We start from the raw sequence: 13934 nt of genomic DNA, 5'->3' as shown, positions 1-13934 counted from the left end.
GGGTCACGCTGAAGAGCCCACAGGTCAGGTGGAGGCCACCCGTTCGTGGGGTGGCCTCCATCCCTGTCCGTCGACCGGGCGTCAGTCGGTGAGGAAGTCTGCCGGGTGGCCGAACTTCCCCGAGTGCACGAACGCCTCGAGCGGCAGCCGTGAGCGGGGCAGCCTGGCCCGGGTGCGCACCCACGCCGGCATCTCGGTGTCGTCGTCGGGACCGGCGGGAAGCCCGAGCGCGATCCCGGTCGTGACGACCCAGTGTGGCGGCACCGCGAACCGCTCGGTCGCGGCCCGGTGGTCGAAGCCGCCGAATTGACGCACCTGCAGGCCCATCGAGCGTGCCTGCACCGTGATGTGGGCGACGGCCTGCCCGAGGTCGAACATCGCGTAGTCGCTGTAGGAGATCTCGTGGTCCTCGTCGGTCGCGACCTGGTGCAGCGTGAGGATGATCGCGGATGCCGACGGCGCCCACGCCTGGTTGGCCGACGACAGGACGTCGACCATGCCTGCGTGTGTGTCGTCACCGCGCAAGCCGACGATGAAGCCCCACGGCTGCGAGTTGCCGGCCGAGGGCGACCAGCGCGCCGCCTCGAGGATGGCGCGCAGCGCATCGGGTCCGAGCACGTGCGAGCGGTCGTAGACCATGACGCTCTCGCGGTCGCGCAGCAGCGGCGTGAGGATCTCCGGCTGCGCGGCCACCGCTGGGGGCGTATGCCGTCCAGCGAGTTTCGTCTCGTCCGTCACGTCGCGCTCACCGTCCTCACGCACACCACAACCATGCCTGACCCACGTCTCTTCCCGCCGACCGGTGTCGGCAACGCCACGTCCCCGCTCCCCACAATCGAAAGAGCGATCCGTCCGCACGCGCGCCCGGACGGATCGCTCTTTCGATTGCCAGACTCAGTAGGCGCGTCCGACGACCGCGAGAACCCCGTCGTCGTGCTCCGAGAGGGGCACCGAGCCGTCGGGCATCGTCAGGCACCGCACGGTGACCGCCGACTCTGCGAGCCGCGCCTCACCCTCCGGACCGAGGGTGGACCACGGGATCGTCGCCCAGCCGGTCTGGCCCGCCTCGGCGGCTTCCCCCTCGGTGGCGACGGCGGCGGTGTGGGCATCCCGGTGGGCCAACGCGGCGGCATACATCGCGTCGTGGTCCTCCTCGAGCGCGCCTGTCACCACGTCGACGACGGCTCGCAGCGGTACCGACGACTTGCCGCCGGCGATCCGGCGAGCCACGGTGACGGAGGCGTCGGCGAGATCGCGGGGTCCCACCTCGACGCGGACGGGGATGCCCTTGAGCTCGGCGTCGACCGCACGACGACCGAACGGCGTGTCGACGCGGGTGTCGAGCTCGGCGCGGACCCCGCGAGCGACGAGGTCGGCGACGACCTGGCGCGCGGCCTCCACGACTCCTTCGCCGTCCTTGACCACCATGACGAGGACCTGCACCGGTGCGAGGCGCGGGGGCAGGCGCAGTCCCTGGTCGTCGCCGTGACCCATGATGAGGCCGCCGAGCATGCGGGTGGACGTGCCCCACGACGTCGTCCAGCACGTCTCCTGCCGGCCCTCCTCGGAGAGGTAGTCGATGTCGAAGGCCCGCGCGAAGTTCTGTCCGAGCTCGTGGCTCGTCCCCATCTGCAGGGCCTTGCCGTCCCGCATCATCGCTTCCAGGGCAAGGGTGTTCGTCGCACCGGCGAAGCGCTCACGGGCGGTCTTGCGGCCGAGCACGACTGGCAACGCGAGCATCTCGCGCATGAAGGTCGCGTAGACCTCCTCGTGGATCCGCTTCGCGTAGCGACGCGCGTCCTCCTCGGTCGCGTGCGCCGTGTGCCCCTCCTGCCAGAGGAACTCGCTGGTGCGCAAGAAGATTCGCGGGCGCAGCTCCCACCGCACGACGTTGGCCCACTGATTGAGCAGGAGCGGCAGGTCCCGGTAGCTCTGCGTCCACTTGGCCATGTACTCGCCGATGACGGTCTCGGAGGTCGGTCGCACGACGACCTTCTCCTCGAGCTCCTTGCCGCCCGCGTGCGTCACGACGGCGAGCTCGGGACTGAAGCCCTCGACGTGCTCGGCCTCGCGGCTCAGGTAGGACTCCGGGATGAACAGGGGGAAGTAGGCGTTGCGCGCGCCGGCCTCCTTGATGCGGCGGTCCATGTCGGCCTGCATCCGCTCCCAGATGGAGTAGCCGTACGGCCTGATGACCATCGTCCCGCGCACCGGCCCGTTGTCGGCGAGCTCCGCCTTGGCGACGACGTCCTGGTACCAGCGGGGGAAGTCCACGGACTGGGGCGTGAGCACGGTCTTGGCCATGGCGTCGATCCTAGGGTCGGTGTGGAGCCCGCCGCGCGCCGTTAAACGCTCGGCAGCATGGCTAGGCGTGCTCCATGGTGGCGACGAGAAACGCCTGCCACGCCTCACGCGAGTCGGCGAGCTCGCCCGGCCCACCGGCCTGCTCGAGTATGCCTGTGGTGGCGTCTCGGGTCACGTCGTCGAAGTCGCCGGTGACCTCGACGTCGGCGACCCCAGACGTTGCGGCAGATGGCCTGGACCGCCTGCACCTGGGCGTGGGACCGGCGGATGAGGCGAGGCTGTTCCGGCCCGAACCGGCCGATGTCGACGTGGATGTGGTTGCCGTGTGCGGCGTCGAAGAGATAGGTCAGCACGTCGGCGAACTCACGGTGCAGTCCTGCCGCGGTGCGCCAGTAGAGGGCCAGGCGCCGTACGACCGGATCTCATCGGGTGCCAGACCGACGTGACGGCGGACCCGATGCGCTGCCGCGCCTGGAGGCCGCGGAAGTCCACCGGTTGCGGATCGAGGTGCCGCTCCGGCGGGCTCGGCTCGTCCAGACCGGAGAGCTGTGGGAGGGACGACAGTGCGGGCCCGCGCGACACGGCATACGCCCCGGCGGCGACCGCGCCGACGGCGCCCAGCGACAGCACGCGACGTCGGGAGAGTCTGCGACGTGGCCCGTCCAGCGCTGGTGGGCCGAGCCCGCTCTCGTCCTCCCGCGGGTCCCGGCTCATGACTGCTCAACGCGCGAGCGCGGCGCACCGATCCCGCGAGCCGCTTCGCCCGATCGTCCCGCGTCCGGGGCTACGCTCCCGCCATGCCCACCGGAAGCGGTCCGTCACGGCGCACGGTGATGCTCGGAGCGGCTGTCGCCGCGACGACCCTCGTGTCGACCGTCACCGGCTGCTCCTCCGCGAGCGGGCCCGTCCTCACCGACGGCGTCCTGTCGGACCGCTTCGGTCTCGACGCGCCGCGCTGGCGGATGGCGGTGCCGCGTTCCGGGCATCCGCGCGGCCTCGTCGTCGCCCTGCACGGCTTCGGCGGGTCAGCGGACGACGCTTTCAACCTCGGCTTCGCCGACGCCGTCGAGACCTCGCGGATGGCGCTCGTCTCCGTCGACGGCGGCGACACGTACTGGCACGCGCGGCGCGACGGCAGCGACACCGGCGCCATGGTCCGCGAAGAGCTCGTGCCCTTGGCCCTGTCCGCGTCGGGACTGTCTCCCACCTCGCGGGTCACCTTCCTCGGCTGGTCGATGGGCGGGTTCGGCGCCCTCCTGCTCGCGAGCGACCTCGGCCGGTCGCGGGTCAGCGGGGTCGTCGCGGCAAGCGCGGCGCTGTGGTTGAAGGGCAGCCAGACGCCGGCAGCGGCCTACGACGGGCGCTCCGACTTCGACCGGCACTCGATCTTCAACCGCTTGTCCCGGTTCGCGGGCATCCCGGTCCGCCTCGACTGCGGCACCTCGGATCCCTTCATCGCGGCGAACCGCGCGTTGGCCCGGCAGCTGCCAGGGGTGGAGGCCCACTTCCCGGACGGCGGCCACGACGACGACTTCTGGAGCGGCAACGTCGCGGCGGAGATGGCCTGGGCGGCCGCACGCCTCTGAGTGCCGCGTCCCGCGTCCAGGCGCCACCTCCGCGGCGCCGGTCGACAGTCGGTCGGTCAGGACAGGGCAGCGATCGCCTCCGCCGTCGCAAGCACCTTCTTCGCCGTGTCGACGTGGAGGTTCTCGATGAGCCGGCCGTTCAGGGTCGCGACGCCGCGCCCCTGCGCCTGGGCCGTCTCGAAGGCGTCGATCACGGCCCGCGCGTCCTCGACCTGGGCCTCGCTCGGGGCGAAGACCTCGTTGGCCGCCTCGACCTGCCCCGGGTGGATCAGGGTCTTGCCGTCGAAGCCCAGCTCGCGGCCCTGGCGCGCCTCATCGAGGAAGCCGTCGCTGTCCTTGACGTCGTTGTAGACGCCGTCGACGACAGCCACCCCTGCAGCACGGGCCGCGAGGATCGCCAGCTGGAGCGAGGTCTGGATCGCGGCCCGCCCCGGGGCGAAGGTGGCGCCGAGCTCCTTGTAGAGGTCGTTGGTGCCCAGCACGAGGCAGGCGAGCCGGTCGGAGGCCCGGGCGATCTCCTCGGCGTGGAGCACGGCGACCGGTGTCTCGACCATGGCCCACAGGCGCGTGTGCGCGGGCGCCCCGGCAGCCTCCATCGCCGCAACGAGCGCGCGCACCTCCTCGGCCGAGTTCACCTTCGGCACGACGACCGCGTCCGGCGCTGCCGTCGCTGCGGCAGCGAGGTCGGCGTCGTGCCAATGCGAGCCGAGACCGTTGACGCGGATCGTCAGTTCGCGTCGACCGTAGTCGCCGGATCGAGCTGCGACGCAAGCGTTCTCGCGTGCGGCATCCTTCGCATCAGGAGCGACGGCGTCCTCGAGATCGAGGATGAGGGCGTCGACCGGGAGCGTCTTCGCCTTCTCGAGGGCGCGCTCGTTGGAGCTCGGCATGTAGAGCACCGAGCGGCGGGGGCGGTATGCCGTCTGCTGCGTCATCGCGCACCTTCCTGGGCTGCGGGAGCTGTCGGGGGGCCCACGGGGGGCGTGGCCCCCCGTGCGTCGGCATACAGCTCGGCGAGCTCCGGGTCGGTCTGCGAGAGTCGCTCCGCGAGCTCGACGATGACAAGGCACTGCTTGAAGCTGGCGTCGTCCTCCATCTTGCCGTCGAGCATGACGGCGCCGGTGCCGTCGCCCATGGCCGCGACGACCCGGCGGGCGTGCGCGACGTCCTCGGCGGACGGGCTGAAGACGCGCTTGGCGATCTCGATCTGGACCGGGTGCAGCGACCACGTGCCGACGCAGCCGAGGAGGAAGGCGTTGCGGAACTGGTCCTCGCAGGCCACGACGTCCTTGATGTCACCGAAGGGGCCGTAGTACGGGTAGATCCCGTGCATCGCGCACGCGTCGACCATGCGGGCGATCGTGTAGTGCCAGAGGTCCTGCTGCGCGGTGGCCCTCGAACCGGAGATGTCGCCGTCGACCGGGTCGGTCCGCACGAGGTAGCCCGGATGTCCCCCGCCGACCCGGGTGGTCTTCATCCGTCGGTCGGCGGCGAGGTCGGCCGGACCGAGCGAGAGACCCTGCATGCGAGGCGAGGCGCCGCAGATCTCCTCGACGTTGACCATCCCGCGCGCCGTCTCGAGGATCGCGTGGACGAGGATCGGCCGGGTGAGCCCTGCCCTGGCCTCGAGCTGGGCGAGGAGGCGGTCGACGTAGTGGATGTCCTCGGCGCCCTGCACCTTGGGCACCATGACGACGTCGAGCTTGTCGCCGATCTCGGTGACGAGCGTCGTCAGGTCATCGAGCGCCCACGGGCTGTCGAGCGCGTTGATGCGCGTCCACAGCTGGGTGTTCTCACCGAAGTCGGTCGCCTTCGCGATCTCGACGAGCCCTGCCCGCGCGGCCTCCTTGCGGTCGGCCTTGACGGCGTCCTCGAGGTTGCCGAGCAGCACGTCGACGGTGCCGACGAGGTCGGGCACCTTCGCTGCCATCTTCGGGTTGCTCGGATCGAAGAAGTGGATGACCCGGGACGGGCGGGCGGGCACCTGCGTCAGGGGCGTCGGCGCCCCCAACGCGAGCGGTCGGAAGAAGTCCTTGGCGCTGCGCATGCGCGCCAACGTAGCAACGGCCGGCCGGTCCACGTTATGACGACAGTCACGCGTGCCACCGGTGAGGCCGGGATCACTAGGGTGGCGGTGTGACCGAGCGTGCGACCGAACAGGGGGCCGTCCCCGAGCACCCCGACGCCTCCGCTGCGCTCGCCGCCGCCCTGCTCGGCGAGGCGATGACGAAGTCGGGCCTGCTCTGGATCGAGGTGGACGGGGACCGCACGTGGCCCGCGTGGCACGTGTGGGACGACGGGGCCGCCCTCGTCGTCAGCGGGCCGGGTGAGCAGCCCCTCCCCTGGCTTCCCCCGGAGGTCCGGGTGATCCTGCGCAGCAAGGACACCGGTGGGCGCCTGCTCACGGTGCGCGCCCACGTGCACGTCCTCGAGCCGAGCACGCCCGAGTGGCAGCGCGCCACCGAACTGCTCCGCGCCTCGCGGCTCAACTCGGTCGACGACTCGCTGACCCGGTGGGCCGCCGAGTGCACCGTCGCCGCGCTGGTGCCCTTCGGCGACCCGCTCGAGTCGCCGGAGGCGTATTCCGCCCACGACCATCGCGAGCCGCCCGCGCGCACCGCCGCGACGACGACGTCGTGGCGCCCCTGGCACTGGCGTGGTCGCGGCGAGGCGAAGGCCGACCGCAAGCGCGCCCGCGCCAAGGCCAAGGCCGCCCGGCGCGCCGCGAAGGAGCGGGCCAAGCTGCGCAAGAAGCGCCAGCGACGTGGCGCCCGTCGGCGTGGACGTTGACCCCATAGCCTTGCCCCATGAGTGCGAGCACCCGCGTCTTCGTCGCGCGCCTGACCGGACTGAGCGTCTTCGACCCGCTCGGTGACCAGGTCGGGCGCGTCCGCGACGTCGTGGTGATGTTCTCGGTGAACCGGCCCGAACCCCGCGTCATCGGCCTCGTCGTCGAGGTGCCGGGCCGCCGTCGCGTCTTCGTCCCGATGACCCGCGTGACCTCGATCGACGCCGGCGCCGTCATCACGACCGGCCTCGTCAACATGCGTCGCTTCGAGCAGCGCACGAACGAGGTCCTCGTCGCGGCCGAGCTCTTCGACCGCACCGTGACGGTCACCGCTCCAGAGGCGGTCGAGGCCGGATTCTCCGCGGCGCTCGTCGAGGACCTCGCGATCGAGCAGGGACCGCGGCGCGACTGGCTCGGCGTCAAGGTCTTCGTTCGGCAGGCCGCAACCGGCGTGTCGTCGGCCTCCAAGGCGATGTCGCGCCTCACCCGCCGCCGCTCGGGCAAGACGATGCTCGTCGACATCCGTGACGTCGTGGGGCTGCACGAGCAGCTGGGCGCCCAGAGCGCCGAACGCCTGCTCGAGACCTACGACGACCTCAAGGTCGCCGACCTCGCCGAGGTCATCCACGACCTCAACCCCAAGCGGCGCGCCGAGGTCGCGGCTGCGCTCGACGACGAGCGCCTCGCAGACGTCCTGGAGGAGCTGCCCGAGGACGACCAGGTCGAGATCCTCGCCGGCCTCGCCAACGCCCGGGCGGCCGACGTGCTCGAAGCGATGGAGCCCGACGACGCCGCCGACCTGCTCGCCGACCTGCCGCCCGAGCAGGCCGAGCAGCTGCTCCAGCTCATGGAGCCCGACGAGGCCGCGCCGCTGCGACGCCTGCTCGCCTACGACGAGAACACCGCCGGCGGCATGATGACGACCGAGCCGGTCATCCTCGGCCCCGAGGCGACCATCGCCGAGGCCCTCGCGACGGTGCGGCGCGAGGAGCTCGCGCCCGCCCTCGCCTCCATGGTCTACGTCTGCCGTCCGCCCCTCGAGGCGCCGACCGGCCGCTACCTCGGACTGGTGCACATCCAGCGGCTGCTCCGTGAGCCCCCGCACGCCGCGATCGGGTCGATCATCGACAAGGAGATCGAGCCGGTGGGCGCGAGCGACTCCCTCGAGAAGGTGACCCGCACCCTCGCCACCTACAACCTCGTCTCGCTGCCTGTCGTCGACGAGGACGGGCGGCTCATCGGTGCGGTGACGGTCGACGACGTGCTCGACCACATCCTCCCGGAGGACTGGCGTGAAGAGCGGCACGAGATCGAGGTGGGCCCGTGAGCGAACGCGCCGACCGGCGCACCGGCACCCGAGCCGTGCGCGGCGACAAGCTCGACCAGCCCCAGGAGCAGCGCGCCCGGGTCCTGCCGAGAATGACGTTCTCGCAGGAGGCCTTCGGGGTCCTCTCGGAGCAGTTCGCGCGACTGATGGGGACCGCCGGCTTCCTCATCGGCATGACGGTCTTCGTCGCCGCGTGGATCCTCTGGAACGTCCTCGCGCCCGTCGGGCTGCGCTTCGACGAGTTCCCCTTCATCTTCCTCACGCTCATGCTGAGCCTCCAGGCGTCGTATGCCGCGCCCCTCATCCTCCTCGCCCAGAACCGCCAGGCCGACCGCGACCGTGTGGCCCTCGAGCAGGACCGCGCCCGCGACGAGCGCAACCTGGCCGACACCGAGTTCCTCACGCGAGAGGTGGCCTCCCTGCGCATTGCCCTGCGCGAACAGGCGACCCGCGACTTCGTGCGCTCGGAGCTGCGCAACCTCCTCGACGAGCTCGAGGACCGCGCCATCGTCCGCGGACCCGACGACGGGGCCGGCGACCGGACCTGACCGTGAGCGAGCGCACCCCGGCCGTGGTCCGGGAGCCTCGACACGACGCATACGATGGAACACATGTCTGTCGCACTGCCGAGCCGTGATGCCCTGCTCACGGCGCTGTCGAAGGTCAACGATCCCGAGATCCGCAAGCCGATCACCGAGCTCGGCATGGTCAAGTCGGTCGAGATCGACGAGGCGGGCAAGGTCGACCTCGCGATCTTCCTGACCGTCTCGGGCTGCCCGATGAAGGAGACCCTGACCAAGGACTCGAGCAACGCCCTCCTGGCGCTCGACGGCGTCACGTCGGTCGAGGTCGAGCTCGACGTCATGAGCGACGAGCAGCGTGCGGAGCTCCGATCGCAGCTGCGTGGCGGGGCTCCCGAGAAGGAGATCCCCTTCGCCAAGCCCAACAGCCTCACGCGGGTGTATGCCGTCGCGTCCGGCAAGGGCGGCGTCGGCAAGTCGTCCGTGACCGTCAACCTCGCCGCCGCGATGGCGGAGCAGGGACTGCGCGTGGGCGTCGTCGACGCCGACGTCTACGGCTTCTCCGTGCCGCGGATGCTCGGGGTCGAGCAGCGCCCGACGCAGGTCGACGACATGATCCTGCCGCCCATCAGCCACGACGTGAAGGTCATCTCGATCGGCATGTTCGTCCCGGGCAACCAGCCCGTCGTGTGGCGTGGCCCGATGCTGCACCGCGCCCTCCAGCAGTTCCTCGGCGACGTCTTCTGGGGCGACCTCGACGTGCTGCTGCTCGACCTGCCGCCCGGCACCGGTGACATCGCGATCTCCGTCGCGCAGCTCATCCCGACGGCGGAGATCCTCGTCGTCACGACGCCGCAGCAGGCCGCCGCCGAGGTCGCCGAGCGGGCCGGTTCGATCGCCCTGCAGACGCACCAGCGCGTCGTCGGCGTCATCGAGAACATGAGCTGGCTCGAGCTGCCCGACGGGACCCGTCAGGAGATCTTCGGGTCCGGGGGCGGCCAAGCGGTCGCCGACTCGCTGACCAGGAGCATCGGCGCCCCGGTGGAGCTGCTCGGCCAGATCCCGCTCGACACGCGCCTGCGCGAGGGTGGCGACGCCGGCACCCCGGTCGTGCTGGGGGCGCCCGACACCGCCGCTGCCGTGGCGCTGCGCGGCATCGCGCGCAGCCTGGGGTCACGCGCCCGCGGACTCGCCGGCCGTTCACTCGGACTCACCCCCGCCGGCCGCTGACCTCGATCGAAAGAGCAGTTCGTCGCGTCGGACGAACTGCTCTTTCGATTGCTGGGGGCGAGTCAGGCCAGCGAGTCCACCCAGGCACGGTGCAGGTCGGAGTAGCGACCGGCCCCTGCGGCCACGAGCTCGCTCGGCGCACCGTCCTCGACGATGCGGCCGTGCTCGAGCACGAGGACGCGGTCGGCGTTCTCGACCGTCGAGAGGCGGTGTGCGATGACGACCGCGGTTCGTCCGGCGAGGATGGTCCCGAGCGCCTGCTGCACGAGCCGCTCCGACGGGATGTCGAGCGATGACGTCGCCTCGTCGAGGATGAGCACCGCCGGGTCCGCGAGGAAGGCACGCGCGAACGCGACGAGCTGTCGTTGCCCTGCGCTCAGCAGGCCGCCCCGGTTGGAGACCGGAGTGTCATAGCCCTGGGGCAGCGCAGCGATGAACTCGTGCGCACCGAGGGACCTGGCGGCCGACTCGACCTGCTCGTCGGTGGCGTCCGGACGTCCGAACCGGATGTTGTCGGCCACGGTGCCGCTGAAGAGGTAGTTCTCCTGCGTCACCATCACGACCGCGCGGCGCAGGTCGTCGGAGGCGATCCGGCGCAGGTCGACGCCGTCGAGGAGCACCGCTCCCGCGGTCGGGTCGTAGAACCGTGTCGCCAGCTTGGCGATGGTGGTCTTGCCAGCCCCCGTCGTGCCGACGAGCGCGACGGTCTGCCCCGCGGGAACCGTGAGGTCCAGGTCGGGCAGCACGGGCGCACCTTCGACGTAGGCGAACCGGACCCCGTCGAATCGCAGCTCTCCGCGGGGGGCGCCGAGGGGCACGGGGTCACTGGGCTCGGGGACGTCGGACACCTCTTCGAGCACCCCGGAGAGCTTCTCCAGGGCGGCCGACGCGGACTGGAAGGTGTTGTAGAACTGCGAGATCTCCATCATCGGTTCGAAGAACTGGCGCAGGTACAGCAGGAAGGCCGCGAGCACACCGACCGTGACCTCGCCGTGGTAGGCGAGGTAGCCGCCGTAGAGCAGGACGGCGGCGATCGTGACGTTGCCGATCAGGCGGATGCCGGGCATGAACCAGGCCACGAGACGGAACGCCACCAGGTTGGCGCGGCGGTACTGGTCGTTGACGTCGTCGAAGATCGCCTGGTTGCGGGGCTCCCTACGGAAGGCCTGCACGGCCCGGATGCCGTTCATCGACTCGACGAAGTGGACGATGACGAGTGCGACCTTCTCGCGCGTGGACCGGTAGCTCTTGGCCGACTCCTTGCGGAACCAGTTGGTCAGCAGCACGAGGGCGGGTCCGCACAGCAGAGCGACGAGGCCGAGCTTGACGTCGAGCACGAGCAGCAGCACCGAGGTGCCGACGAGCGTCAGGGCCGCCGTGACGAGGCCGTCGAAACCCGACTCGAGCATCTCGTAGATGGCATCGACGTCGGAGGTCTGACGGGAGATCACCCGACCGGAGGTGTAGCGGTCGTGGAAGGCCGGGCTGAGCACCTGGAAGTGTCGGAAGATGCGTCGGCGTATCGACAGGAGGATGTCCTGCCCGATCACGCCGGACCGCACCAGGAAGAGGTTGCGGGCGACCGCCTGGATCACCGTCGCGGCAAGCACGAGGCCGACGACGAGCAGCAGCGGCCCGAGGTCGCCGGATTCCCGGATCGGTGGGATGCCGGTGTCGATGCCCTCCTTGACGAGGTACGGGATGGACAGCCGAGCGGCGTTCTCCACGACCACCACGACCATGAGCCACCAGAGGGCGCGCCGCCAGGGACGCAGCACCTCCCGCAGGAGCCGTCGGGAGCGGCCGGCCAGGCGGGCCGAGGTCTCTGCCGTCAGGTCGCCCTCGATGTCGTCGGCCGCGACGCCGCGCCACTGCTGCGTGGTGGAGCTCATGCGCGGACCTCCTCGGCGGCCGGCGCGGCGGGATCGGCGGGATCGGTGGGGTCGGCGGGGTCGGCACCATCGGCTGGGTCGGCACCGTCGGCGGCGAGCAGGTCGCGGTAGGCCGGCACACGCTCGAGCAGGTCGCGGTGGGTGCCGATGTGCGTGATGGTCCCGTGCTCGAGCAGCGCCACGCGGTCCGCGAGGAGCACGGTCGAAGCGCGATGGGCCACGACGAGGCCGGTGGTCTCGGACAGGACGTTCGACAGGGCCTCCTCCACGAGCTTCTCGGTGTGCACGTCGAGGGCCGACAACGTGTCGTCGAGCACGAGGACGGCCGGTCGTGCCAGCACGGCCCGGGCGAGCGCCAGCCGCTGGCGCTGTCCGCCGGAGAGCGACATGCCCTGCTCGCCGATGCGGGTGTCGAGACCCCACGGCAGGTCGTGGACGAAGCCTGCCTGGGCGATCTCGAGGGCCGCGAGCACGTCGTCCTCCGCCGCGTCGGAACGGCCGAGGGTCACGTTCTCCCGGGCACTCATCGAGAACAGCGTCGGTTCCTCGAAGGCGGTTGCCACGAGACTGCGCAGGGCGACGAGCTCGAGGTCACGCACGTCGACACCGTCGATCGTGACGCGGCCGCGGGTGACGTCGAACAGCCGCGGCACGAGCGCGGTGAGCGCCGTCTTGCCGGAACCGGTGGCGCCGACGAGGGCCAGCGTCTCGCCCGGCGGCACGTCGAGGTTGACGTCACGCAGCACCGGCTGGTCGGGGGCGTCGGGGAAGGCGAAGTCGACGTGCTCGAAGCGCAGGTGGCCACGCGGCACTCTGACCTGCCGGTCACCGGCGACGATGTCGGGCTCGGTGTCGAAGATCTCGAGAACCCGCGCGGCGGCGGTCATGGCCTCCTGCGCCATGGCGAGGATGACGCCGAGCGACGAGACCGGCCACACCAGCGAGAGCAGGAGGGTGATGAACGCGACGAGCTCGCCGGGCGTCAGGGCGCCCTGGCCGACGCCGATGGCCCCGAGCAGGAGCACGACGACGACGGCGAGGTTGGGGATGACCTCGAGGAAGGTCCAGAACCGCGCCGACAACCGGACCTTGTCGAGGCTGGTCGCACGCAGCTCGAGCGCTGCCTCGTCGTAGCGCCGTGCCACGTGGTCGCTGCGGCCGAACGACTTGATCACCCGGATGCCGACCGCGCCCTCCTCGGCCTGGGTCGCGAGGTCGCCCTGCTGGTCCTGGACTCGGCGCGACACGACGACGTAGGCCTTCTCGAAGCGCATCGAGAGCCAGACGATCGGCGCGGCCGTCGCAGCGACGACGAGACCGAGTGGCCAGTACATCGTCAGCAGGACGATCGTGACGACGAGGACCTGCAGGATGTTGACGACGAGGAAGAGCAGGCCGAAGCCGCTGAAGCGGCGGATCGCGGACAGGTCCGTCGTGACCCGCGACAGCAGCTGGCCTGACTGCCACCGGGTGTGGAAGCTCATCGGCAGCGCCTGCAGGCGCTGGTAGAGGTCGCGGCGCAGGTCCGTCTCGAGACCGAGGACCGCGTTGGACTGGACCCACCGGCGCACGAAGATGAGCACCGCCTCGAGGACGCCGAGCCCTAGTGCGAGGAGACCGAGCGGCAACACGGGGGCCAGCTCGTGCCGCGTGATGGGCCCGTCGATGATCGCCCGGGTCACGAGCGGGATCGCGATGGAGAGCCCGACGCCCGCGAGCGACACGGCGAACATGACGGTGAGGGCCCAGCGGTGGGGTCGGAGGTAGCCCCGTAGGCGCCACAGCGAACGGACGGAGGCAGGCGGTTGGGAGGCGGGATCGGCAGGCATCAAGCAGTGACGATAACCCTGCGGTCCGACAGTGATGCCTCTGGGTCAGAGATTCAGGTCGCTTCGCTGTCCCAGGGGGTCGGGATCGACGGGTCGTGACCGCGGGGCGTGCTCACGGGCTTGTCCACGGCCGGAGACGGCTCGTAGTCCTCGTCGGGCGGTGAGGCGAGCGCGTCGCGCACGATCTTGCGGGGGTCGTACTGCCGGGGGTCGTAGGCCCGCCAGTCGACGTCGGAGAACTCCGGACCCATCTCGTCCTTGAGCTGCTGTCTGGCGCGGTCGGCCATGCTGCGCGCCTGGCGGACGAACTTGCCGAACTTCGCGGCATACTCGGGCAGCCGTTCCGGACCCAGGATGAGGATCGCGAACAGACCGAGCAGGAGCAGCTCCCACCCGTTGATGTCGAACACAGTTCCTCGCTTCCATGCATGCCGGCTGCGTCATCCTACGGTCACGA

At 70.9% G+C, this 13934-nt stretch carries 13 protein-coding genes; 5 read left to right on the top strand and 8 right to left on the bottom strand.

All coding sequences use genetic code 11. The annotated features are described in order from the left end of the window. Positions 1-81 precede the first annotated feature (81 nt). From AC1DIW_RS02210 to AC1DIW_RS02200, 3 genes are all read right to left on the bottom strand, one after another. Positions 82-762: a nitroreductase family protein gene (locus tag AC1DIW_RS02210; RefSeq protein WP_478106300.1), complete on the bottom strand. Its 681-nt coding sequence runs from the start codon at positions 760-762 to the stop codon at positions 82-84. Positions 763-894: 132 nt separating this feature from the next. Further along, positions 895-2304 carry a proline--tRNA ligase gene (proS, locus tag AC1DIW_RS02205; RefSeq protein WP_478106299.1) on the bottom strand — a complete coding sequence of 470 codons (1410 nt, stop codon included), beginning with the start codon at positions 2302-2304 and terminating at the stop codon, positions 895-897. Between the two features lie 363 nt (positions 2305-2667). Next, positions 2668-3018: a hypothetical protein gene (locus AC1DIW_RS02200; RefSeq protein ID WP_478106298.1), complete on the bottom strand. Its 351-nt coding sequence runs from the start codon at positions 3016-3018 to the stop codon at positions 2668-2670. Positions 3019-3101: 83 nt separating this feature from the next. Between AC1DIW_RS02200 and AC1DIW_RS02195 the strand changes: the two genes are divergently transcribed. Further along, positions 3102-3890, top strand: coding sequence for an alpha/beta hydrolase-fold protein (locus tag AC1DIW_RS02195; protein WP_478106297.1), 789 nt, complete (start codon positions 3102-3104; stop codon positions 3888-3890). Between the two features lie 56 nt (positions 3891-3946). On the opposite strand, the gene AC1DIW_RS02190 is transcribed toward AC1DIW_RS02195, so the two are convergent. Both AC1DIW_RS02190 and AC1DIW_RS02185 read right to left on the bottom strand, forming a co-directional pair. Then, entirely contained in the window at positions 3947-4825 is an 879-nt protein-coding gene (locus tag AC1DIW_RS02190) for an HpcH/HpaI aldolase/citrate lyase family protein (RefSeq protein ID WP_478106296.1), read from the bottom strand. Then, positions 4822-5937 carry an HpcH/HpaI aldolase/citrate lyase family protein gene (locus AC1DIW_RS02185; protein WP_442279952.1) on the bottom strand — a complete coding sequence of 372 codons (1116 nt, stop codon included), beginning with the start codon at positions 5935-5937 and terminating at the stop codon, positions 4822-4824. The genes AC1DIW_RS02190 and AC1DIW_RS02185 overlap by 4 nt, the downstream gene beginning before the upstream one ends. A gap of 89 nt (positions 5938-6026) precedes the next feature. On the opposite strand from AC1DIW_RS02185, the gene AC1DIW_RS02180 reads away from it, so the two are divergent. The 4 genes from AC1DIW_RS02180 (at position 6027) to AC1DIW_RS02165 (ending at position 9756) form a co-directional block, all read left to right on the top strand. Beyond that, positions 6027-6680: a hypothetical protein gene (locus tag AC1DIW_RS02180; RefSeq protein WP_442279953.1), complete on the top strand. Its 654-nt coding sequence runs from the start codon at positions 6027-6029 to the stop codon at positions 6678-6680. A gap of 17 nt (positions 6681-6697) precedes the next feature. Further along, positions 6698-8005, top strand: coding sequence for a magnesium transporter MgtE N-terminal domain-containing protein (locus AC1DIW_RS02175; protein WP_478106295.1), 1308 nt, complete (start codon positions 6698-6700; stop codon positions 8003-8005). Beyond that, positions 8002-8553: a DUF1003 domain-containing protein gene (locus tag AC1DIW_RS02170; protein ID WP_442279955.1), complete on the top strand. Its 552-nt coding sequence runs from the start codon at positions 8002-8004 to the stop codon at positions 8551-8553. Before AC1DIW_RS02175 ends, AC1DIW_RS02170 begins: the two co-directional genes overlap by 4 nt. Before the next feature lie 63 nt (positions 8554-8616). After that, positions 8617-9756 (top strand): Mrp/NBP35 family ATP-binding protein, encoded by a 1140-nt coding sequence (locus AC1DIW_RS02165; RefSeq protein WP_478106294.1) that lies wholly within the window; start codon positions 8617-8619, stop codon positions 9754-9756. 62 nt (positions 9757-9818) lie between these two features. Here the strand turns inward: AC1DIW_RS02165 and AC1DIW_RS02160 are convergent, their stop codons facing one another. From AC1DIW_RS02160 to AC1DIW_RS02150, 3 genes are read right to left on the bottom strand one after another with little or no spacing between them, the layout of a single operon-like run. Next, complete coding sequence (locus AC1DIW_RS02160; protein WP_442279957.1) at positions 9819-11648, bottom strand: ABC transporter ATP-binding protein; 1830 nt, start codon at positions 11646-11648, stop codon at positions 9819-9821. After that, positions 11645-13477 carry an ABC transporter ATP-binding protein gene (locus tag AC1DIW_RS02155; protein ID WP_478106293.1) on the bottom strand — a complete coding sequence of 611 codons (1833 nt, stop codon included), beginning with the start codon at positions 13475-13477 and terminating at the stop codon, positions 11645-11647. Before AC1DIW_RS02155 ends, AC1DIW_RS02160 begins: the two co-directional genes overlap by 4 nt. Before the next feature lie 53 nt (positions 13478-13530). Then, the gene (locus AC1DIW_RS02150) at positions 13531-13887 is read right to left on the bottom strand and encodes a twin-arginine translocase TatA/TatE family subunit (RefSeq protein ID WP_478106292.1); all 357 of its coding nucleotides are present in this window, start codon (positions 13885-13887) and stop codon (positions 13531-13533) included. Between the last annotated feature and the right edge of the window lie 47 nt (positions 13888-13934).

The organism is Terrabacter sp. 01T434, assembly GCF_056398545.1.
This window is presented reverse-complemented; position numbering and strand designations above follow the sequence as displayed.